We start from the raw sequence: 20,722 nt of genomic DNA, 5'->3' as shown, positions 1-20,722 counted from the left end.
GTTAAATGGGCTCTTTTATTCGAACAGTGAAGGTGTTTATTTGACCATTTTTCAGCAGGTTAATCACTCTATACCCTGGCATTAAATCGTTCGTAGCAAACGTTTCTTGGTTGGCAAACTGCCAACAAGTAGAGGGACAAGCCATATATAAACACTGGTCTATCTGCTGTTCAATCGCCATATGGATATGCCCGTAAACCACCCCCTTTATTGACGGATTTTTTGCGACAATAGTATTAAACATCTGCCGGTTTTTCCATTCATGTTTGTCCATCCAGCCCCCACAGGGAACAGCGTGGTGATGAGTTGCCAATAAGTGATAATCGTGTGTGTGTTGGCTTAAATATTCAGCTAAAGAGGTCAAGCTATCCACTGATATTCGACCAATTGATTGTTGGTATTGGGTGTCTAATAAATGAATATGCCATTGGTTAGGTAAAACTATTCGTGGATTGTTCAACCACAGATATTTTTCAAAAACATTTGCCTTTAGTTGTGCTTGGTTGTCATGGTTGCCTGGAATAATGCCAATTTGACAATCAATTTTTGTTTCATGGATTAAACCAGAAAAATGTTGGTAGCTTTGCCCAGAGCCATCACCACTGATGTCTCCCGTTATTAACAGCACGTCTGGCTGCTGTGTTTTAACTTCAGCCAGTATGTGTTTCAGGCTTTGAAAAGGGTTGATGTTGTTGTAACCAACCTTTTGATTATCTGCAAATAAATGGCAATCTGAAATTTGTATGATTTTCATTTTGGCAATGAATTAGGTTTGAGAAGCATGCAGTTGGTTGCTTTGAGTTAAACAAAACTGCACCCATTCGGCTAAAAATAAATTGACCATTTCTTTTTCGTTTTTCTGATACATCTTGGTATTGGGGTATTGGTAGCTTGGCTTCAGAGACCCGATATTCTGAGCGCTAAGCACTTCTGCCATTTTTGCATCGTGATATAGCCTCACCTGTACCACTGGACGTAAAAATGCATACCCCGTTTGGCTTTTTTGTGACATTTCTAAGGTGCTGGTATAGCGGCTACAGTCTATAATTTTAATGGTGTACAACAAACTAGCATTCACTCGAAACTGATACTCTAAATCTTCTGTATCGCAGTCAGGAAGCAATCTTAATAAACGTCCATAGTTAACCTCACACACCTGATGCATGTTGGCTAACTTGGGAATATATTTACGACCTATCTCTTTAGTCATGTGACCAATTTTCCAATACTTGTTGTTTATTCATAGCAAACCATTGTAAAGCAATCAGCGCAGCAGCATTATCAATTTTACCTGTGTTGATCCAATCAAATGCTGTAGCGGCGGGCACTCTGTGCACTAAAATATCTTCACTTTCATATTCTAAACCATGTACACCTTTAGCATCGCTGGCATCTACCAAGCCTATGAAAATATGTAAGCGTTCAGTTGTGCCACCTGGACTAGATAAATAGCTCAAAGCCTTATGCAACTTCTTTAAATCAAGGCCCGCTTCTTCCTTCGCTTCTCGGTAACAGACGTCTTCAGGTGTTTCGTCTTCATCAATGATCCCTGCAACCACTTCCAGTAACCAAGGTGAAGAGGAGGTGGGTATTGCACCAATACGCACTTGCTCAATCATTACAAATTCATCTAACACAGGATCGTATGGCAAAACAGCGATAGCGTGGCCTCGTTCAAAAACTTCTCGTACAACTACATCACTCCATCCGCCTTGAAATAATTTATGCTTGAAAGCGTATTTAACCATTTTAAAGAAGCCTTGATACAGGGTTTCCTTACTTAATATTTGTACATCCTTACCTGAAAACTGTTGAATTTTTTGTTGATCTTTTGGCAAACTATTCTCCGATTATTTGAGTACTTACACATAAGTTATCTTGATTACTTATATCTGAGTTATATAGACCATACGCAAACGCTTAAAAATTAAGATTAGCATAGCGAGGTTTCATATGCTCTTCGCCTACACTCTGTTAATTTATAATATTCTGTTACACTTGAAGCCTGGGTGTTACTACAAAGGGTTGTTACTTAACACATGATTTGCTTAGACTTTACCCATACATAAAATTTAATTTGCTAATGCGTACCTTCCATTGAGAACATGGCTAAGATCGGATAAAGAAACACATAGGACTACCAATGAAAAAAACATTTTTGTCGTCGATGATCTACATAGGGATCAGCATGGGGCTCTCTACGTCTGTGTTTGCAGATGATCTGTATCAAGTTTATCAAATGGCAGTTGAGAAAGACCCAACTACCAACCGCGCTAAAGCTAATAGAGATGTGGCTTTTGAAGGTATATCAATTAGCCGAGCAAGTTTATTGCCTCAAGTTTCTGGCTCTATTAGTTATTCAGACAGCACACAAGAACAATTTAACTTCCAAACTGATTTAAATGGGCAACCTGTGGTTGGTATAATTGAAAATGATTCGAAGAATATAGGTTTAGGTTTAAATCTGAATTTGTCGATTTACGATAGACAAAATTGGGTCGCATTATCTCGTGCAGAGAAAGTGGCGCATCAGAGCGACACAAATTATGCGTTGTCTAAACAAGATTTAATTATCAGAACTACTGACGCTTATTTAGCCATACTTCGAGCCAAGGATAGCCTTATTTTTGTGCAAGCTGAAAAACGCGCCATTGAACGACAATTAGAACAAACTAAACAACGTTTTAATGTTGGCTTAACCGCCATTACTGATGTGCATGAAGCCCAAGCTAATTTTGATAATACTGTTGCCCAAGAAATTATTACTGAAAATGTGGTCGAATTACGTTTGGAGCAGATGCGTGAGATCACTGGTAAATACCATAGCAACATTTCGGTACTGAATACCGAAAATTTCAGCGCTTCGCGCCCCCTTCCTGAAGGTGTTGATAATTGGTTAGAGATCGCGGAAGAAAAGAATCTTGATCTTATGGTCAGAAATTTTTCAAAAGACATCGCAAAAGACGACATAGCATCAGCCAAAGCAGGGCATTACCCGACCCTTTCGCTGGGAGGCAGTTATGGTAGAAACGATACTGAGATAAATGGTAACAGTGATTTTCCAGCCAGAGACAATAATTCAATAGGCTTGACTTTAAGTGTCCCTATATATTCTGGTGGTGCAGTCACCGCCCGGACTGCTCAAGCTAGATATCGATTTGTGGCTGCCAGTGAAGATTTAGAACTGGCTTACCGTTCCACAGTTCGTTCAGTGCGCTCCGCTTATAATGATGTTATTGCTGCAACATCAACTATTCGTGCCTTACAACAAGCCGTTGTTTCAGCGGACAGTGCATTAAAAGCAACAGAAGCGGGTTTTGATGTAGGAACTAGAACGATTGTGGATGTGCTAAACAGCACCAGAAACCAATTTGATGCTAGGCAACGACTAGCCAGTGCTCGTTATGATTTTATCAGTGCGATATTGGATTTGAAACGTGCGTCGGGAAATCTAACCGAGCAAGATTTGGTAGACATTAACCGTGGTCTAATGCCTGCGAAAGTCAGCTAAGATTATGTAATCAGATTTAGAGGGTGGCTTTTGCCGCCCTTTTTTATTTTTGTTTCACTACAAATAATGCCCAGACAACAAAAGAAAAATAAGCGATAACCTATGTCTAATAATAATAAGCAATATCCGTCGGTTCCCCGAGATAAGAATAACAATTATACCGAGTCATTGGCTATGCAACGTCGTGATTTTGTTAACCAGCAATCTGAAATGTCTGTGAAACATATTGGTTATTATTCAGTTAAACCCGAGGAAACAGCCGGTAACATAGAAAATTTTGTTGGAGTGGCTCAAGTACCTATCGGCCTTGCTGGCCCCATACTGGTTGATGGTGAACACGCTAATGGTGCGTTTTATGTGCCTTTGGCGACTACGGAAGGCACATTAGTCGCTAGTTATAACAGAGGTATGCGAGTTATTACTGCAGCAGGTGGCGCTAAAGTCACAGTAGTAGATGATGCCATGCAGCGGGCCCCTGTTTTTATATTTGAAGACGCCAGACAAGCTCGTCAAATGGGCGAATGGATTGAAGATAATTTTGCCAAAATTAAGTCGCAAGCTGAAACAACTACCCAAGTTGGGCAACTTCGAAACATTGAGCAATACGCTGCTGCGCGGATGCGTTATCTAAGGTTTAATTTCACTACTGGTGATGCAGCTGGTCAGAATATGGTGAGCAAAGCCTGTTTTGCAGCTTGCGAATGGATAAAAGCCAACTATCCGTATCCAGGTTTACAGCGATACACTTTGTCAGGTGCAATGGACACAGATAAAAAACATTCACAACTGAATACCTTGCATTCTAGAGGTAAAAGAGTGATTGCAGAAGTCACAATAAGCAACCAACTTTTAAGAGAAAATTTGGGAGTCTCGGCAGATATGTTATTTAAGATGCGCCAAATATCTAATGTTGGCAGCATGATGGCGGGCTCAGTGAATAACGGAGCGCATTCACCCAATGCCATCGCCGCCATATTTATTGCTTGTGGGCAAGACGCCGCCAACGTAGCCGAGTCTTCTGCGGCCATAAGCTTTGTCGATGTGGACAGTGAGGGTAATTATTATTTAGCTATGACTATTCCATCACTTATTGTCGCTACTTATGGCGGTGGTACTGCATTACCCACACAAAAGGAATGTTTACAGCTAATGGGGTGTTTTGGTAAAGGCAAAGTGAAAAAGCTTGCAGAAATTATCGGGGCCACTGTATTGGCTGGTGAATTGTCCCTTAGCGCCGCGGTATTGGCAGGTGACTGGGTCACAAGTCACGATAGTTTAGGAAGAAACCGCTAACCTCGAAATAAAATCCTAAGCTAAATAACAATTTTTTTGGTTGTTGATAATTGATTGACAGCCAAAGCTTAATTGTTGACACCCTCTATTAAAACACTAGTCTATCCCCGATTATGCAACTTGAGAGACCCACGTCCCAATATGAAAGCTTCGACCCTACAAGACAAATTTATTCAAATTCGCTCAAACAAATTATTCGAAATGTTTGTGGTGACTGTCATTATCTTTTCAGCATTATTGGTGGGGGCTAAAACCTATGAAATGTCAGAAAACATTTACAGTATTGCCAAGTTTCTTGATTGGTTTATCAGCGCTTTTTTCCTGACTGAAATTACTATCCGATTTATGGCTGAGCATCGTAAGCGAGATTTTTTCAGAAGTTTCTGGAATATCTTTGATACTTTGATCGTCATCATTAGTTTGATCCCCGCAGATAATACTGAGTTGGCGTTGGTGGCAAGATTAGTCAGGGTATTTAGAGTGCTGAGAATGATTTCTATCATCCCTGAACTCAGAATCTTATTGGTGTCGTTAATTAAAGCTATGCCACAACTTGGCTATGTTATGTTACTGATGTTTATCATCTTCTACATTTATGCTGCTGTTGGTAGCACCTTATTCGCAACCATTAATCCTGATCTATGGGGAAATATTATTATCTCCTTGCTGACACTTTTCAGAGTGATGACTTTCGAAGATTGGACCGATGTGATGTATGAAACCATGGAAGTGTTTCCGTTGAGTTGGATATTTTATCTGAGCTTTATCTTTTTCACCGCTTTTGCATTTCTAAATATGGTCATTGGCATAGTAGTGAATGTCATGGAGCAAGAAAATGCTAATGCACGAGCCGAAGCTTTAGAAGAAGAAGGTGAACCAAGCCTTAAAGAAATATCCCTACAGATATCTCAATTACAGCGCCAGATATTAACGATAAATGACAGGAAAGACTCTTAAGTTTAATCTACTGTATGAGTATTTTTGACTGTTTCAGTTAACCAAAAATATTTATAAGCTAAAGGCTGGCTGTAAAAGGATCTGTTAGCAATATTGCAGTTGTTTTAGAAAACTCTATTTGTCATGCCGTTTCTACATTTAAGTTATGACTGTAAGAATGATAATACCTTCAGTATCTTTACTATTTTGTTGGGTGCTGTGACGAGTGGCTTATCTATTAATAATCCTTCGGTGCGTTCTACTTTACATAACGGTGGATTAACTTGTTCTTAATAATACTGTTTTTAATAAATGCGAACAGTGGGCTTATATTTGGCTTCAATACTCGCTGATTAGCACTGCGGTGAAGTGATAGATGTATCATCGAAGATATTGGGAGAGGCATATTGTAGACGCGAGCTTCCCAGAGCATCATTTACGGTTAACTAACTCATACATGGATTTTTTGAGCGACTCGTCCAAAAAAAACCTTTTTGCGTGTTCTAATGTTATTATGTCGAGTACTCGTTTTTCCCTATTTAATGTCATTAAGAGTTATTCATGAAATACCAAGGTAGTCCAACTTTTACCCACAGCCAAAATGATAAAGTGGGTGTGTTAGTCACAAATTTGGGCACACCCGATGCGCCTAAAAAAGCTGAATTAAAACGTTATTTAAAAGAATTTTTATCTGACCCCAGAGTGGTGGAAGTGCCAAGACTACTATGGTGGATGATTTTAAATCTGGTGATTTTGAATATTCGACCTAAACGTTCAGCTAAAGCTTATGAGACTGTGTGGACTGATCGAGGCTCACCGCTTATGTATCACACTCAAGATCAAGCCAATGCATTGCGAGAAAACCTGAAACAACAGTATGGCGATAATATAGAGGTAGAATTTGCCATGCGCTATGGTTCACCTTCCGTAGATTCTGTGGTCGACAAAATGTTACAGCAGGGGGTAAGAAAGTTATTGGTATTGCCGCTGTACCCACAATACTGCGCCTCAACAACCGGCTCTACTTTTGATGCAATTGCCCAGAGTTTCAGTAAAAGACGTTGGATACCTGAACTGCGATTTGTCACGCATTACCATGACAACTCAGATTATATAAAAGCGGTGGCAGATAAAATTAAAGTTCACTGGGAGCAACATGGTCGAGCCGATAAGTTGATCTTTAGCTATCACGGCATTCCTAAACGTTATTTATTAAATGGTGACCCCTATCACTGTGAATGCCATAAAACTTCTAGGCTAATTGCAGAAGAATTAGGCCTCAAAGATAATGAACACTTCACCAGTTTTCAGTCACGTTTTGGTCGAGAAGAATGGTTAAAACCCTATACTGATCATTCGCTTAAGGCATTTCCAGAGCAAGGCATAAAATCAGTACAAATCGTTTGTCCAGGGTTTGCTGCAGATTGTTTAGAAACAATTGAGGAAATTGGCGAAGAGAATCGTGAATATTTTCTTGAAGCCGGCGGTGAACGTTATGAATATATTGCGGCACTGAATGCAGATGAAGCACATATTCAAGCCCTTACAAATTTACTTGAGTCTCACTTGCAAGGCTGGGCAACAATCTCAGAGAGCACTGCACTTCGCAATGAACTGGCAAAAGCTAAAGGGGCCCAGAAGTAAATAATTTGATTTATACTGCATTATTGCCAAACAAGACCTGTTCAGCGGCGTGTGTTAACATAATATTTACATTCTTATGTTGCTCACGTCGCTAGAATTACATAATCTGATGGGTATTATTAGATAATAATCAGAAAAGCCGCGCAAACCCAGTTATGGGTGAATAAGACGGATGCAGAACGGGAATTTCCATGTCTACACACAACCTAACTGATCAAGCTTTGAGCCACACCCCATTTTTTACCAACGATGCTACTGTTATGGGTATCTTGGCGATTTTACTGGGTTTAGTATTTTATACCGCCAACAGCCAAGCTCCTTTTTGGCGCAAATTTTATATGTTTGTACCGTCAGTTTTACTTTGTTATTTCTTACCTTCGCTGTTAAATACCTTTGGCTTGATTGATGGCGAAAACTCTCAGCTTTATTATGTGGCTTCTCGTTATCTGCTGCCTGCCTGTTTAGTATTATTGACTATTAGTGTCGATTTAAAAGCCATAGCTAAGTTAGGCAGCAAAGCGATTATTTTGTTTTTTACTGGTACTTTGGGCATCGTGATTGGCGGCCCAATTGCTCTAATGTTGGTGGCTACTTTTTTCCCAGAGTTGTTAGGTGTCGATGGTCCCAATGCAGTGTGGCGAGGCATGACGACGGTTGCAGGAAGTTGGATTGGTGGTAGTGCTAATCAAGTGGCTATGAAAGAAATTTATGGTGCAGGTGACCAGATGTTCTCAGCCATGGTAACGGTTGACATCATAGTGGCAAATTTATGGATGGCTGTGCTGTTAATTATGGCGGCAAACGCAAAATCCATTGATGCTAAAACGGGTGCTGATACTTCAGCAATCGATGAGCTTAAAGCAAAGGTTAAGAGTTTTGAGGCTGAACATTCGCGCATTCCAAGCCTAACTGACATTATGTTGATTGTAGCGGTGGGACTAGGAGTAACAGGTTTTGCGCATATGTTTGCTGATACTATTGCACCATATTTTGTTGAAAACTTCCCTGAGTCACAGAAGTTTAGTTTCCATAGTAAATTTTTCTGGATGATTGTTTTTGCGAGTACGGTTGGTGTGGTGCTGTCTTTCACCAAAGTGCGTCAGCTAGAAGGAGCAGGCGCTTCAAAAATTGGCTCAGCTTTTTTATATATATTAATTGCGACCATAGGTATGAAGATGGATGTAACGATGATTGCAGATCAGCCTCTATTTTTTGTGATTGGTGCAATTTGGATGTTAATCCATGCTTCGCTTATGTTGCTTGTTGCCAAGCTAATTAAAGCGCCTTTGTTTTATATGGCAGTAGGCAGCCAAGCGAATGTGGGCGGGGCGGCTTCAGCGCCTATTGTCGCCTCTGCTTTTCATCCTTCACTGGCACCTGTAGCCGTAATGTTAGCTGTATTTGGTTATACAGTGGGCACTTATATGGCTTGGTTTTGTGGGCAAATTTTGCAAGTGATTAACCAAGCATAACAACGTTGAAAAGAAATGACTGAAACCGTTCAGGCACCCAAAGCGCTTTTGCAGGCACAAAAGTTGGCCAATTTGACCGACAATAAGGTGCGCATACCCATCATAGGTGTTCGCTTGGGATTAGACTTTTTAATTGGCCTTATCCCGGTGATAGGGGATCTGATAATGACTGCTGTCTCTTTGAGCATTGTTGCTATGGCGAAAAGCATATCGGTGCCGCGGGCTTTAAGGATAGCGATGCTAAAAAATATCGGTATCGATTTTCTGCTGGGCTTAATCCCATTTGTAGGGGATGTGGTGGATTTACTTTATAAATCTAACCAAAAAAATGTGCGTATTATGGAAAAGTGGTGGGTTAGCCAGAATCATCAACAAATCCAGTCGAACAGCCAGCAAGCTGTTCAAAAATGGATAAAGTCTCAGGATAGCTAAGTCTTGATTTATTCGGGGATGCTGCAAGCATTTAAATCTTCTAATTTAATCACGGCTAAACATGCTTGGTTGGTTGCCGATAGCACTACTTTAGGTGCGCAGTTGGCATTAAATGCTTCTTGCCAACGGGCAGCGCACAAACACCACTTATCTCCTGCTTTTAACCCTGCAAATTCATATTGTGGCATGGGAGTAGATAAATCATTACCTATTGATTTTGAGAACGCTAGAAACGCTTCAGTAACAACTGCACACACACTGTGATTGCCATGATCGCTTGAAGGCACATAGCAAAAACCTTCACGGGTAAAACCAGTATTTCCACAGCAAAGTTTTAACGGTTGGCCTAAAACGTTTTTTTCATTTGGCATAAATATTCTTAATTCATAAATATTGTTTAATGTTGGGGCAGATTATACCAGCTTTGAGGTTAGGTAATTGCCTCAGTTGAAGAGCCTATTTTAAACCAACCGTTAATTACGGTATATTATTGTCTCTGTGGATAAACCTACTTTTTCTATTTTCTACCTATCTTTAGCATCCACAGCGATAAGTTAGGCCAAGACTGAATCTAAACAAAACATATTTCTGTTGAGGGGTGTTAATCAAGGACCGAAATATTTCAAACAAACACCACATATGAAAAGTATCGCAAGCGTTACTGGCTAAATTAATGATTATTCACTTCGAGCGTCGCTTTTAGTGGCAATCAATATCAAAGAAGCACCACTATGAAAATATATGACACTAAGACAGCACCCTCGCCAAGACGGGTTCGCATCTTTTTAGCTGAAAAAAATATCCCTATGGAATATGTGCAAGTTGATTTACAAATGGGTGAAAATATATCACCACAAATGCGCCAGAAAAATCCGATGGGCAAGATACCGATCCTAGAGCTAGACGATGGCACCTGCATCAGTGAAGGCGCATCGATATGTTTGTATTTTGAACAGCTGTATCCAGACATCAACCTGTTGGGGAAAAACGCCCTAGAAAAAGCGAGCATTGATATGTGGCACCGTCAGGTTGAATTGTACTTTTTTGGTCAGGTAGGTATGTGTTTTCAACATACAACCGGTTATTTTAAAGATCGTATGACACCCGTTAAAGAATACGGTGAAGTAGCGGGTAAAAACGCAGCAGATTACCTAAAAGTACTAGAAAAACGTTTATCTGAGTCTGAATTTATTGCCACTGACCGATTTACTATCGCTGATATTACTGCTATGTGTGCAGTCGATTTTGCCCGAGTGGTTAATATTAAACTGACTGATGAACAAACTAATCTAAGACGTTGGTATAACGCAGTAAGCAGCCGCCCAAGTGCAAAAGCTTAAATTTAGGGATACAGATTAGGCTGCATAGATGTCAATATTTTGTGGGCGTCAGGGGTAAAAGACTTGTCACTGCTATGTGATGACGTTACACCTGACTTCTTGAAAATTTTCAGCGTACTGGGATGTTTAAATCGGTAATCAAACTCCATCATAAATGGCGTTTTACATCATCTATGTATCTCGCCACCTCTTGGTTAGATCATTATAGGCATCGATTCTACGATCTCTAAAATACGGCCAGATACGTTTGATTTGTTCTGTGCGGTGAAGATCGATGTCGACTATTAAGTTTTCTTCTTTATCGCTGCTGGCTTGAGCCAACATTTCACCTTGTGGGCCAGCGATAAAACTTTGTCCCCAAAACTGAATGCCGGGATCGCCCGCCACTGGAGATGCTTCAAAACCTATACGGTTTGCTACTACTACGGGCAACGAGTTAGCCACGGCATGAGAACGCTGTATGGTTTTCCAAGCATCGTGTTGACGGCTCTGTTCTATTGCTGTGTCGTTTTTATCCCAGCCTATCGCAGTGGGGTAAAACAACATATCGGCCCCAGCCATGGCCATTAACCTTGCCGCCTCTGGATACCATTGATCCCAACATACCAGTACACCGAGTTTCCCCACACTGGTTTGAATCGGTTCAAAGCCTAGATCGCCAGGAGTAAAGTAAAACTTCTCATAAAAACCAGGATCATCGGGTATGTGCATTTTGCGATATTTGCCGACTAAACCTTGTTGGCGGTCAAACACCACAGCAGTATTATGATACAAACCTGAACCTCGTTTTTCAAATAATGAGGTAATAAGCACGATGTTTAATTTAGCTGCAAGGGCAGCAAAGTAATCAGTGGCAGCGCCAGGTATGGGCTCTGCCAAGTCAAAAAAATCGGTGTTTTCTTGCTGACAAAAATACAATGTACTGTGCAATTCTTGCAACATCACCAGCTCACAACCTTGTGCAGCCAAAGTACTCACTTGTTCAGCACTCCTTGCCCAGTTCACATCTTTATCATTACTGGTAACGGCTTGTTGTACGACTCCGACCTTTAAGTGCTGGTTATTCATATACACTGACTCCATTAGTAAAAGACTGCAACACTTCAGGTTTAAGTATGCCACAAGGTATTTGCATACTAATACAATGCAAGCTACCAAATTGCTGAACTAAGGGCAGGCAATTTATCGGCACAATAGTAAATTCAGGGTAGGCATTTTGCATAACTTGCATCGCTAAATCATCTTCTGTTTGTTGGTAAATTGGACACAAGATATGTTGGTTAGAAATTAAGAAGTTGGCATAAGAAGCCGGAAGTCTGTCACCTTGTGAATTAATAATGTGCGGTAATGGCAATTCATAAATTTGGTGTGTGGGCAGAATTTGCTGACATTCTTTAACTAAGGCGGCCAACCCTTCAAAATGACAGTCGTGAGGACGGTTAAATGCGCTCTGGATAACCAAACCGTTATCTGGAGTAAAACGTACTAAGGTATCAATATGCCCATCAGTATCATCACCCTCTAAATGCCCGTTTCGTAAAATAATGCTGTGTTTAGCACCTAAGGTCCTTTCAAAGTCTTGCTGGTAAGAAATAATAGGTTTATTACCATTACGTTTAGGATTAGACAGGCAAAGCTCGGTAGATAACAGTGTGCCATATTGATCAATCTCCAATGCGCCACCTTCAACCACTAGATCAATTGATTTGATTGGCTGCTGACAAAGTTGACTCAGAACATCCTGATTTATTTTATTGTCTTTAATGGCTTCAAACTTTTGTCCCCATCCATTAAATATAAATTCAATAGGGCGTAAATCTGATTTATTAGCACAGCTTAAAAATCCGTAGTCTCTTATCCATGTATCATTGTATTGTGCGCTTACGATCAATACTCTGCTGGATTTTTTTAATCGACTCAAACAATTTTTAATCTCGTCACTACGCACTAACAACACCACGTTAGTATTCGCTTGGTTAAGCGATTCAATAATATTTAGATAAACGTGTTGGACACTCTCTAACCAAGGTTGCCAATCAGTCTTTTTATCTGGCCAAACAAGCATCATAGCCTCTTGTTGAGTCCATTCGGGTAACAGTTGATAGTGGTCAGTCATGAATATTGTTCGTTTAGAATTTCTGGGGATTATAATACTTAGATTACTTTGCGTCTTGTTTTGCTTTTTCTCATATCATTAAAAAAAACGGTATAGGGCTCTACTATCTATATTCACTGCTACTGAAATAACCGTTCTAAGCGATAAATTGAGTTCTAAAAGTCTAAACTTGACTCTGGCGTAATATTTTTGATGATGTTGTATTCAGACATAACGGTGCTTTTATATGGCTTCAAAAAAATTGATAGCTTAAAAACTGTTAACAACGTTTAACAAACACAGTTTACACCGCTATTTTTGGTGTTCATTTGCTCTTTTTTTAGACCGATTATTATCTTTATCCGTTTATAACGTTATTTTTGAAATATATCATTTTAAAAAAGCTATATTTTTCAGCTGATTATAACTGTTATATAATATTAACTCACTGTTTTACATCTCTTTTACTAGTTATATACAATAAAATCACAGAAGTTTATTTGTCGATCAGTCATATATAGTGGGCGGTTTATTACCGTGATGATTAACTAACTGGAGAATACTGATGAAAAAACTGATCGCACTATCTGCAATATCAATGGTTATTTGTGCACACATTGCCAGTGCAAAACTGGGTTCACCCGATAAGGTAAAATATGCCGGTGACTTAGGATATAAACATTTCTGCGAAGCCGTAATTAAAGATGATGTCAAGATGCTCAAGCGCAGTGTCAGAAAAAAAGTCGGTTTAATCGCGAGCAGCTCTCAAGCCGTGTTGAAAAAGTTAACCGCATCTAATGGTGTGGAATGTAATGGGGTTGATTTAGTGCCATTTTCACAGCAACACGAAGCTCTACAAGTCTATCAGTATCTTTCTAATGCCCAGTAAATTGTAATCACACAATACCACTATCAGTCCACAGCTTGCATGGCGAGTTATGGGTGGGTAATAATTGTATGGGGTATTCTTTAATGAAGGGTATCTTTTTCTAGGTGAATTATGCTGGCCACAACACAACACAACAAAGAAATCAATTTAGAGTATTATCTCAGTGAGAGCACATAATAATTTTGCTATCTGTTAGCTTCAAGTAATTTTTCAATCTGTTGAATGGCAAATTCTACTTGAGCTACTTGTTCTGAATCAGATAGGGCAAAGTCTAACCCCAAAATACTTTTTATGTGAAATTCGCCATGCAGCAGGCTAGAAAAAGTCACTGCACATTGATGAGCAAACTTTTCAGTGATAGGTTGTTTAGCAAACGATAAAAAACACTTAGCCAAATATTCCAAATTATGTTGTGGGCCAGCTTGATAAAATAATTTGGCAACTCTAGGGTTACTATTTACCTCCCCTATTATGACACGGTAAATAGCAATCACTTGGTCGTCATGGAGTAACTTTATTATCTGCAAACCCCTTTCACGCAATACCTGAGGCAAGCTATAGTCTGCCACTTCAAGGTGTCTATCATCTAGTTGATACTCGGCACACTTATCCTCAATCACCGCTAAAAATAATGCTTCTTTATTACTGAAGTGCGAGTAAACAGTCTGTTTAGACACGCCTGATTGTTTGGCCACCATTTCCATCGAGCAGCCATTAAAACCACTGGTTAAAAATAACTCGCCTGCTGAAGTTAATATTTGCTTACGTTTTTCAGTACTTTTAGGCCTTCCAGCCTTGATGGTATGTGTATTTGACAACGATAATCCTCTTCTGATCCAAAAAAGTATTTGCAACGTTTTCAATAGACATTACTATATATCAAACTAGACAGTCTAGTATTTAATTCATTGTGATTTTTATCAAACTCTCTGAGAACTCTATGACAAATGTTAATCAGTTGCCACCTCTGCCCAGCTATAAGAAATATTTAATTTGGCTGGTTCCTTTTATCGCGCTGACCGCGTTGGTTTTATTAATGACAGCATCCGGTAATGGTCAAAGTGAGCAACCCCCTACTGAGGCTAAAAAACTGTTAGTGAATGTTATGCCTATTGAATGGCATGGGCAGTATAAGCAAAAACGTTTAATTGTTGGACGTGCAGAAGCCCCTCAAACGGCAGCTATAGGCTTTGATTTATCTGGTGCTGTGGTGGATATATTGGTGGATGAAGGACAAAGTGTCGTCGCAGGACAAATACTTGCTAAATTAGACGGCCAAAGGCTAAAAGCGCAAATGAGTGAATTATCTGCCATGTTTAATCGCGCCAAATCTGAAGCTAATTTGATGGAACTCTCACTTAAACGAGTGGTTGAACTGGTGGATAAAAAACTTGAGTCAGTTCAGCGATTGGATGAATCAAGAGAATCAGTGAATGCGGCCAAAGCTTTTGTTGATGAAATTTTAGCTCGTCAGCAAACATTACTCGTTGAAATAAGTAAAACCACGTTGCTAGCACCTTTTGACGGCAGTGTTGTTAACCGATTAGTGGATAAAGGTACTGTGGTTGGTGCTGGACAACCATTGTTTGATTTGCAGCAAAACGGTCAATTGGAGGTAAGGTTTGCTCTTTCAGCTGATGATGTGAATAAGTTTACCCTAGGCCAAGTGATGACCCTCTCAACCCAAACTAAGCGTATAATGGGTAACATTAAATCCATTGCTCAGCAGCGCAGATTAGATACTCGTACCGTTGATATCATTGTCAGTTTGACCGAGCAACACTTGTCAATTTTACCCGGTGACTTGCTGCATATTGATATCAGTAGTGACATCGAGGCCCAAGGCTTTTGGGTGCCACGCAAGGCATTAGTTAGCAGTGTTAGGGGGTTATGGAGTTTGTTTACTGTTGAACAGATTGATGGCGAACAACAACTGGTGGTTAAGTTAGTTGAAGTTGTGCATGCAGATGACAGCAAGGCTTTTGTACGCGGAGCCCTGAAAGAGGAAGTATCAGTAGTGATAGAAGGCGTTCACCGCTTAGTTCCTGGGCAAAAAGTGATTATTGGTAATAGTACTCAAACATTGTCTAATGTCTTGTCAGGTGTATTGTAATGTCACAGCAATCACCAGAATTTGAACCAGACAGTCAGCATCAATACCCATGGTATAGCATGTTTTTCCGTAACGGGCACCTGCTAGTTTTAAGCATCATGGTACTGCTGGTAGCAGGCTTGTCTGCAATCAATAATATTCCCCGTTTAGAAGATCCCAGAATCGATACCCGTTTTGTATTGGTTATTACTCCTTATGCAGGTGCATCAGCAAAGCGAGTTGAAGCGTTAGTCACAGATGTGATTGAAGATGAGCTTAGACAACTATATGAAGTTAAAGAAATAACATCTACGTCACGCTCTGGTACATCTATTGTCAGTGTTGAATTACAGGCATGGGTGGATAACAGCAGCAACGATCAAATTTTTTCAAAAATCCGCGACGGGCTCAACAACGCGAAACTTAAATTTCCTCAAGGAGCAGGTGACCCTTTTCTTGACGAACGCAGAGGAGCCACTGCTTTTACGTTGCTATTGAGTCTGCAAACCGCACCGGGCTATGACATGCCTTTGCCCATCATTAGCCGCATGGCAGAGCATTTATCTGACCAACTGCGCAATGTACCTGGTACTGAATTGGTCAGGGTTTATGGTGATCTTGACGAAGAAATCCAAGTCACTATTGACCCAGCACAACTAATAAGTTCAGGCTTGAGTATAAGCCAAGCGAGTGATCTTATTGCCGCTGCAGACCCCAAAACGCCAGCCGGGGTGCTGTATTCGGCTGAACAAAATATGCGAATTCAGGTGGCACAAGAATTAGACAGTGTGTCCACCATCAGAGATTTACCATTACGTGCAACGGAACAAGGTGGCTATTTACGTCTAGGCGATATAGCAACAGTAGAAAAGGTGGCACGTTTACCGGTTAACGACATCGGTTTAGTTGATGGACGGCAGGTCATATTTGTTGCATCACGGATGCAAACTACCTTACGAGTGGATACTTGGACAAAGAATGCTAAGGCGATTGTGGATAAGTTTAATCGTCAATATGGTGCCACTGTTAAGGCAAATGTTGTGTTTGAGCAGAATATTTATACTGATGCACGTTTGTCTGAGCTGACCATAAACTTACTACTCGGTAGTTTAGTGGTTATGGCAGTGGTGTTCATCTTTATGGGTATAAAGGCGTCATGGATAGTGGGTTTATCACTTCCATTGTGTGCGGCTTTTGCGATTTTTTCATTAACCTTTTTTGATGAACAAATTCATCAAATGTCAATTTTTGGTATCATCATCGCTATCGGTTTACTGATTGATAACGCTATTGTTATTACCGATGAAATTAGAAGTAAATTAGTCAACTCTGATATCAGCCGCATCGACGCGTTGATCCAGAGTATCCAACATTTATTTGTCCCTTTATTAGCATCCACCTCGACCACGATTTTAGGTTTTATGCCAATATTTTTGTTGCCGGGTAATATCGGTGATTTTATCGGATCTATCGCCATTAGTGTGGTGATGGCGCTAATTGGCTCATTGTTTATTTCACTCACGATTATAGCGGCACTTGCTGCGCGTTTTTTGCCCAGAAAGTCACAAAAGTTGTCTGCTTGGTATTCTATTGGTATCCAAGCACCTTCTATCAGCCTCGGTTACAGAGCCGCACTAGAAAAAGCACTTAAAAGACCTTTGCTAGGTGTGTCGGCTTGTATTGCTTTTTCAGTTTCTGGGTTTATATTGGCTGGGCAGCTAGGCAATGTGTTTTTTCCTAGCGCCGACAGAGACCAATTCCAAATTTACTTGTGGATGCCAGAGGGAACGGCCATTAATGAAACACAAAAAGTGGTAAAAAGTGTGGATGAACTGATCCGTAAAAAGCCAAAAGTGACGCAACTAAGTTGGTTGGTGGGTGGGTCATTTCCAGCTGTGTATTATAACCAAATAATGAACAAAGATAATTCATCACACTATGCAAATGCAGTCGTGAAAGCCAATAGTGTGTCTGATGCCAAAGAACTGATAGGTCAATTGCAAACCGAGTTAGATCAAGCCTATCCGCAGAGTAAAATTGTGGTGAGAGCATTCGGTCAAGGACCGCCAGTATCGGCCCCAGTAGGGATAAAAATATTTGGGCCAGATATCAATATTTTAAATTCATTGGGTGATCAAGTTAGGTTGGCAATGTCACAAGTACCAGGCATCTCTCAATCTATTGCTTCTGTTACTTTTGGTGAACCCGAGTGGGTGCTTGAAGCAACCCAAGATGCGAGTCAAATGGCAGGGTTGTCATTGGTTGAAATTTCGCAACAATTACAATATGCCTTGGACGGTAAAGTAGGCGGTTCTGTTTTGGAAGGTACTGAAGAAATACCCATAAGAATTAGAGTGGGAGACGATTTCAGAGGGGAGCTTGCACAAATTCAGAGTCTACCTTTGTCGAGCGAAAAACTCATTAGCCAAGGTGTGTCGATGCCAGTCTCTGCTTTAGGTGATTTTTCACTAAAGCCTATGGTTGCTGGTATTAGTAGGCAAAACGGTGAGCGAGTGAATAACGTTGAGGCATTTTTACTGCCGGGCGCCACAGCCATAGATGCAAGTGAGCGGTTATTAAAAAGATTAAAGGACATGAATTTTAGTATGCCCAAAGGCTATCATTTTAAAATGGCCGGAGATGCTGACGAACAACAAGAGGCAGTAGGGCAGTTGGCAACATACGCACCTGTTTTATTAGTGTTGATGATCACCACCTTGATACTGTCGTTTCGTAGTTTGCGACTAGCTTTAGTGATTGGTTCTGTTGCGGTTTTATCCGTAGGCTTTGGCATGCTGAGTTTGTGGATATCTGGCCTGCCTATCGGGTTTAACCCTTTGTTAGGCTGCGCAGGACTTATTGGTGTGGCTATCAATGGCTCCATTGTGGTTATCGCGGCGATTAATGCCAATCCAAAAGCAAAAGCTGGGGATATTAGTCAAATAGTTGAAGAAACTATGAGCTGTAGCCGACATATTTTGTCTACTACCTTCACCACTGTAGGTGGATTTCTTCCCATATTGTTATTTAGTGATGGCTCATTTTGGCCACCACTAGCCGTAGTCTTAGCGGGTGGAGTAGGTTTTTCGGTGATTTTATCATTGGTATTCACGCCTTTAGTTGTATCTAGATTAAATAGACCGGCACAGAGTATCTAACGTATACAGCGGTATGATTAGTCTTAGAAAATCTGCCATGAGATAAATGAACATACTTATGTTGCTTGATATCTTATTTGCAAGGTAGGATCAAAACATAGAAATTGGTGCTTGAGTGATAAGATGAAATCCATGAAAAAATCTCAAATTAGCTGGTGGCATACTGATTGTATAAAGTGCAAACGGATAAGAGCCTTGATGATATGGGCAATATTCACTTGTGTTATTTATCTTTGGCTTTTGGGGTGAATAGCGTGAATGGGCTGGATCCAATGCAAAAGATAATTGAAATCAGAAGTCATGCTAAACGTAATGTGATTGTTAGCGTATTGATTGGTCTAATTGGCTTATGTTTAGGCAGTATTGCATTCTCAGTGCTACCTAAATCGCTGTACTTAATTGGAATATTTTTGACCAGTGCGTCACTTGTGGCATTGCTCATTGCTTGGGTTAAATATAGAGAGCCACAGTTTAGCTTTTTGCTCTCTAGAGAATCTATTCTTTACAAGCATCGACATGGTCAATGGCAACTTGATTGGAGTAATATTCAGAGAATTGATGTACCCAGAGTCTCTCATGGCGCAGATTACCAATCGCTGGAGATGGTGGCAATTAAGATTAAAGACTATTCAGTCTTTTTGCAGAACGTATCCCCACGGTTAATGACTAATATTTTGATGGAACAACGTCCATTATTATTTCATGATATGCCTGTCTCTAAAGACTGTGCCACTGGCAGTTGTCATAGTGACGATATGTTAGAACACGATTATTTTAAAGATAGTAATGGAATAGAGTACAAAGGTATTCAAGCCATGTTTGCTAACCGTATGGCAAAGTTAAGAGCTCGTTTAGGTTATGACATTTTTGTTGCTAGCTCTGAATTGGATCGCCCAGAGCAGGAATTTGTTGATTTATTGCGACAATGTCAGCAACGAGTATTAACACTTTCAAGTTAATATACTCAGGATAACTAACGATTGATGCTGCAATTAAATTATTTTCGCCTGTTCTACTGCCAATAACAAATCAAGAGATTCACTCTTTAACCTGCTGACTCTCAATTTCGCGAGCTCTATTTGCTTGAGTTTTAATGCGCTTTCCATATCACTGCAAAGTGTCAGCATCGCTGGTACACCTGTATAACAACATGCGCCATGTAATTGATGTACCTTTGCCTGCATTTCTACATAATCTTCGTGTTGGTTAGCTTGTTCGATAGACTCTACCCACTGCGGTAATTGCTGCACAAATTGTTGCAAAATGTCTTTAGCTGCCCCCTCATTTTGATGAGCGCGTTTTAATGCCAGTGACCAGTCAAAACTGGGTTGTGCTTTATTAGTCGGTTCCGCTATTAAACACCAGCGTTTGATCAAGTCTATTAAGTCCGATAAATTAATTGGCTTAGGTAAGTAATCATCCATTCCAGAAGCGAGTAATTTATCTTGCTCTTCTTTGAATGCATGAGCAGTGACAGCAATAATCGGTGTGCCTAAATTTAAGTCTGTTTGACGGATCTGCTTGGTGGCTTCTAATCCGTCCATGTGTGGCATCTGCACATCCATGAGGATCAAATCAAACTCATTATCTTTGCATAGTGAAACTGCATCTGCACCACTTAAGAGCCAACGTAAGTTGTAAATTAGTATTTTTTAGCCAAGTAGTGAGTAGCCGTAAATTGATTTCCATATCATCAACCGCTAATACTTTTGCACTAGGTAATGAGGCTAAGCGCTGTTGTAATTTGTCTATGGGACTTTCTTCCGGGGCATCCAATAAGCTGGTCAGTTTACCAAGGGTCAATGGCAGGTGCATTTGATGTGAAAAGTATTGGGAAAGATCGCTACGGTTTGATAATGA

The 20,722-nt window shown here is 40.3% G+C and carries 20 protein-coding genes; 11 read left to right on the top strand and 9 right to left on the bottom strand.

The window, feature by feature from the left end:
• Position 1: 1 nt before the first annotated feature.
• From Q0Y52_RS02520 to nudF, 3 genes are read right to left on the bottom strand one after another with little or no spacing between them, the layout of a single operon-like run.
• Positions 2-754: a metallophosphoesterase gene (locus tag Q0Y52_RS02520; RefSeq protein WP_297817543.1), complete on the bottom strand. Its 753-nt coding sequence runs from the start codon at positions 752-754 to the stop codon at positions 2-4.
• Between the two features lie 12 nt (positions 755-766).
• Complete coding sequence (locus tag Q0Y52_RS02515; protein ID WP_297817541.1) at positions 767-1,210, bottom strand: DUF1249 domain-containing protein; 444 nt, start codon at positions 1,208-1,210, stop codon at positions 767-769.
• A complete protein-coding gene (gene nudF, locus Q0Y52_RS02510) occupies positions 1,203-1,838 on the bottom strand; it encodes an ADP-ribose diphosphatase (RefSeq protein WP_297817538.1) in 636 nt (211 codons plus the stop codon). Before nudF ends, Q0Y52_RS02515 begins: the two co-directional genes overlap by 8 nt.
• A gap of 305 nt (positions 1,839-2,143) precedes the next feature.
• Here nudF and tolC point away from each other — a divergent pair, with 305 nt between their 5' ends.
• From tolC to Q0Y52_RS02480, 6 genes are all read left to right on the top strand, one after another.
• Positions 2,144-3,511 (top strand): outer membrane channel protein TolC, encoded by a 1,368-nt coding sequence (gene tolC / locus Q0Y52_RS02505; RefSeq protein WP_297817535.1) that lies wholly within the window; start codon positions 2,144-2,146, stop codon positions 3,509-3,511.
• A 102-nt stretch (positions 3,512-3,613) separates the two neighbouring features.
• Positions 3,614-4,804, top strand: coding sequence for a hydroxymethylglutaryl-CoA reductase (locus Q0Y52_RS02500; protein WP_297817532.1), 1,191 nt, complete (start codon positions 3,614-3,616; stop codon positions 4,802-4,804).
• A gap of 141 nt (positions 4,805-4,945) precedes the next feature.
• The gene (locus tag Q0Y52_RS02495; protein WP_297817529.1) at positions 4,946-5,761 is read left to right on the top strand and encodes an ion transporter; all 816 of its coding nucleotides are present in this window, start codon (positions 4,946-4,948) and stop codon (positions 5,759-5,761) included.
• A gap of 540 nt (positions 5,762-6,301) precedes the next feature.
• The gene (hemH, locus tag Q0Y52_RS02490) at positions 6,302-7,384 is read left to right on the top strand and encodes a ferrochelatase (protein WP_297817525.1); all 1,083 of its coding nucleotides are present in this window, start codon (positions 6,302-6,304) and stop codon (positions 7,382-7,384) included.
• A gap of 191 nt (positions 7,385-7,575) precedes the next feature.
• On the top strand, positions 7,576-8,856 hold the full coding sequence (locus Q0Y52_RS02485; RefSeq protein ID WP_297817522.1) for a DUF819 family protein: 1,281 nt from the start codon (positions 7,576-7,578) through the stop codon (positions 8,854-8,856).
• A 15-nt stretch (positions 8,857-8,871) separates the two neighbouring features.
• A complete protein-coding gene (locus Q0Y52_RS02480; RefSeq protein ID WP_297817520.1) occupies positions 8,872-9,288 on the top strand; it encodes a DUF4112 domain-containing protein in 417 nt (138 codons plus the stop codon).
• 8 nt (positions 9,289-9,296) lie between these two features.
• Here Q0Y52_RS02480 and Q0Y52_RS02475 read toward each other — a convergent pair whose 3' ends face one another.
• A complete protein-coding gene (locus Q0Y52_RS02475) occupies positions 9,297-9,659 on the bottom strand; it encodes a DUF2237 domain-containing protein (RefSeq protein ID WP_297817517.1) in 363 nt (120 codons plus the stop codon).
• Positions 9,660-10,019: 360 nt separating this feature from the next.
• Between Q0Y52_RS02475 and Q0Y52_RS02470 the strand changes: the two genes are divergently transcribed.
• Positions 10,020-10,628 carry a glutathione S-transferase gene (locus Q0Y52_RS02470; RefSeq protein ID WP_297817515.1) on the top strand — a complete coding sequence of 203 codons (609 nt, stop codon included), beginning with the start codon at positions 10,020-10,022 and terminating at the stop codon, positions 10,626-10,628.
• A 171-nt stretch (positions 10,629-10,799) separates the two neighbouring features.
• On the opposite strand, the gene Q0Y52_RS02465 is transcribed toward Q0Y52_RS02470, so the two are convergent.
• Both Q0Y52_RS02465 and Q0Y52_RS02460 read right to left on the bottom strand, forming a co-directional pair.
• Positions 10,800-11,696 carry a carbon-nitrogen hydrolase gene (locus tag Q0Y52_RS02465; RefSeq protein ID WP_297817512.1) on the bottom strand — a complete coding sequence of 299 codons (897 nt, stop codon included), beginning with the start codon at positions 11,694-11,696 and terminating at the stop codon, positions 10,800-10,802.
• Positions 11,689-12,744: an agmatine deiminase family protein gene (locus Q0Y52_RS02460; RefSeq protein ID WP_297817510.1), complete on the bottom strand. Its 1,056-nt coding sequence runs from the start codon at positions 12,742-12,744 to the stop codon at positions 11,689-11,691. The genes Q0Y52_RS02465 and Q0Y52_RS02460 overlap by 8 nt, the downstream gene beginning before the upstream one ends.
• 544 nt (positions 12,745-13,288) lie before the next feature.
• Between Q0Y52_RS02460 and Q0Y52_RS02455 the strand changes: the two genes are divergently transcribed.
• Positions 13,289-13,612 (top strand): hypothetical protein, encoded by a 324-nt coding sequence (locus Q0Y52_RS02455; protein WP_297817507.1) that lies wholly within the window; start codon positions 13,289-13,291, stop codon positions 13,610-13,612.
• Between the two features lie 185 nt (positions 13,613-13,797).
• On the opposite strand, the gene Q0Y52_RS02450 is transcribed toward Q0Y52_RS02455, so the two are convergent.
• Positions 13,798-14,430, bottom strand: a complete 633-nt coding sequence (locus Q0Y52_RS02450) for a TetR/AcrR family transcriptional regulator (RefSeq protein ID WP_297817504.1) — start codon at positions 14,428-14,430, stop codon at positions 13,798-13,800.
• A gap of 122 nt (positions 14,431-14,552) precedes the next feature.
• Here Q0Y52_RS02450 and Q0Y52_RS02445 point away from each other — a divergent pair, with 122 nt between their 5' ends.
• From Q0Y52_RS02445 to Q0Y52_RS02435, 3 genes are all read left to right on the top strand, one after another.
• On the top strand, positions 14,553-15,725 hold the full coding sequence (locus Q0Y52_RS02445; protein WP_297817501.1) for an efflux RND transporter periplasmic adaptor subunit: 1,173 nt from the start codon (positions 14,553-14,555) through the stop codon (positions 15,723-15,725).
• Positions 15,725-18,862 (top strand): efflux RND transporter permease subunit, encoded by a 3,138-nt coding sequence (locus Q0Y52_RS02440; RefSeq protein WP_297817498.1) that lies wholly within the window; start codon positions 15,725-15,727, stop codon positions 18,860-18,862. Before Q0Y52_RS02445 ends, Q0Y52_RS02440 begins: the two co-directional genes overlap by 1 nt.
• Before the next feature lie 272 nt (positions 18,863-19,134).
• Positions 19,135-19,821: a DUF2982 domain-containing protein gene (locus Q0Y52_RS02435; protein WP_297818120.1), complete on the top strand. Its 687-nt coding sequence runs from the start codon at positions 19,135-19,137 to the stop codon at positions 19,819-19,821.
• Between the two features lie 33 nt (positions 19,822-19,854).
• Here the strand turns inward: Q0Y52_RS02435 and Q0Y52_RS02430 are convergent, their stop codons facing one another.
• Positions 19,855-20,436 (bottom strand): response regulator, encoded by a 582-nt coding sequence (locus Q0Y52_RS02430; protein ID WP_366939211.1) that lies wholly within the window; start codon positions 20,434-20,436, stop codon positions 19,855-19,857.
• 10 nt (positions 20,437-20,446) lie between these two features.
• A complete protein-coding gene (locus tag Q0Y52_RS02425) occupies positions 20,447-20,665 on the bottom strand; it encodes a hypothetical protein (protein ID WP_297817495.1) in 219 nt (72 codons plus the stop codon).
• Positions 20,666-20,722 lie beyond the last annotated feature (57 nt).

Source organism: uncultured Paraglaciecola sp. (genome assembly GCF_943787955.1).
Taxonomy (GTDB): Bacteria; Pseudomonadota; Gammaproteobacteria; order Enterobacterales; family Alteromonadaceae; genus Paraglaciecola.
Note: the sequence above shows the minus strand (reverse complement) of the source record. Positions and strands in the feature narration are given on the sequence as shown.

Bases quoted from the DNA above. Each gene is read 5' to 3' on its own strand.
- Q0Y52_RS02520 (WP_297817543.1), bottom strand. From the start codon at position 754: ATGAAAATCATACAAATTTCAGATTGCCATTTATTTGCAGATAATCAA.
- Q0Y52_RS02515 (WP_297817541.1), bottom strand. From the start codon at position 1,210: ATGACTAAAGAGATAGGTCGTAAATATATTCCCAAGTTAGCCAACATG.
- tolC (WP_297817535.1), top strand. From the start codon at position 2,144: ATGAAAAAAACATTTTTGTCGTCGATGATCTACATAGGGATCAGCATG.
- Q0Y52_RS02500 (WP_297817532.1), top strand. From the start codon at position 3,614: ATGTCTAATAATAATAAGCAATATCCGTCGGTTCCCCGAGATAAGAAT.
- Q0Y52_RS02495 (WP_297817529.1), top strand. From the start codon at position 4,946: ATGAAAGCTTCGACCCTACAAGACAAATTTATTCAAATTCGCTCAAAC.
- hemH (WP_297817525.1), top strand. From the start codon at position 6,302: ATGAAATACCAAGGTAGTCCAACTTTTACCCACAGCCAAAATGATAAA.
- Q0Y52_RS02485 (WP_297817522.1), top strand. From the start codon at position 7,576: ATGTCTACACACAACCTAACTGATCAAGCTTTGAGCCACACCCCATTT.
- Q0Y52_RS02480 (WP_297817520.1), top strand. From the start codon at position 8,872: ATGACTGAAACCGTTCAGGCACCCAAAGCGCTTTTGCAGGCACAAAAG.
- Q0Y52_RS02475 (WP_297817517.1), bottom strand. From the start codon at position 9,659: ATGCCAAATGAAAAAAACGTTTTAGGCCAACCGTTAAAACTTTGCTGT.
- Q0Y52_RS02470 (WP_297817515.1), top strand. From the start codon at position 10,020: ATGAAAATATATGACACTAAGACAGCACCCTCGCCAAGACGGGTTCGC.
- Q0Y52_RS02465 (WP_297817512.1), bottom strand. From the start codon at position 11,696: ATGAATAACCAGCACTTAAAGGTCGGAGTCGTACAACAAGCCGTTACC.
- Q0Y52_RS02460 (WP_297817510.1), bottom strand. From the start codon at position 12,744: ATGACTGACCACTATCAACTGTTACCCGAATGGACTCAACAAGAGGCT.
- Q0Y52_RS02455 (WP_297817507.1), top strand. From the start codon at position 13,289: ATGAAAAAACTGATCGCACTATCTGCAATATCAATGGTTATTTGTGCA.
- Q0Y52_RS02445 (WP_297817501.1), top strand. From the start codon at position 14,553: ATGACAAATGTTAATCAGTTGCCACCTCTGCCCAGCTATAAGAAATAT.
- Q0Y52_RS02440 (WP_297817498.1), top strand. From the start codon at position 15,725: ATGTCACAGCAATCACCAGAATTTGAACCAGACAGTCAGCATCAATAC.
- Q0Y52_RS02435 (WP_297818120.1), top strand. From the start codon at position 19,135: ATGCAAAAGATAATTGAAATCAGAAGTCATGCTAAACGTAATGTGATT.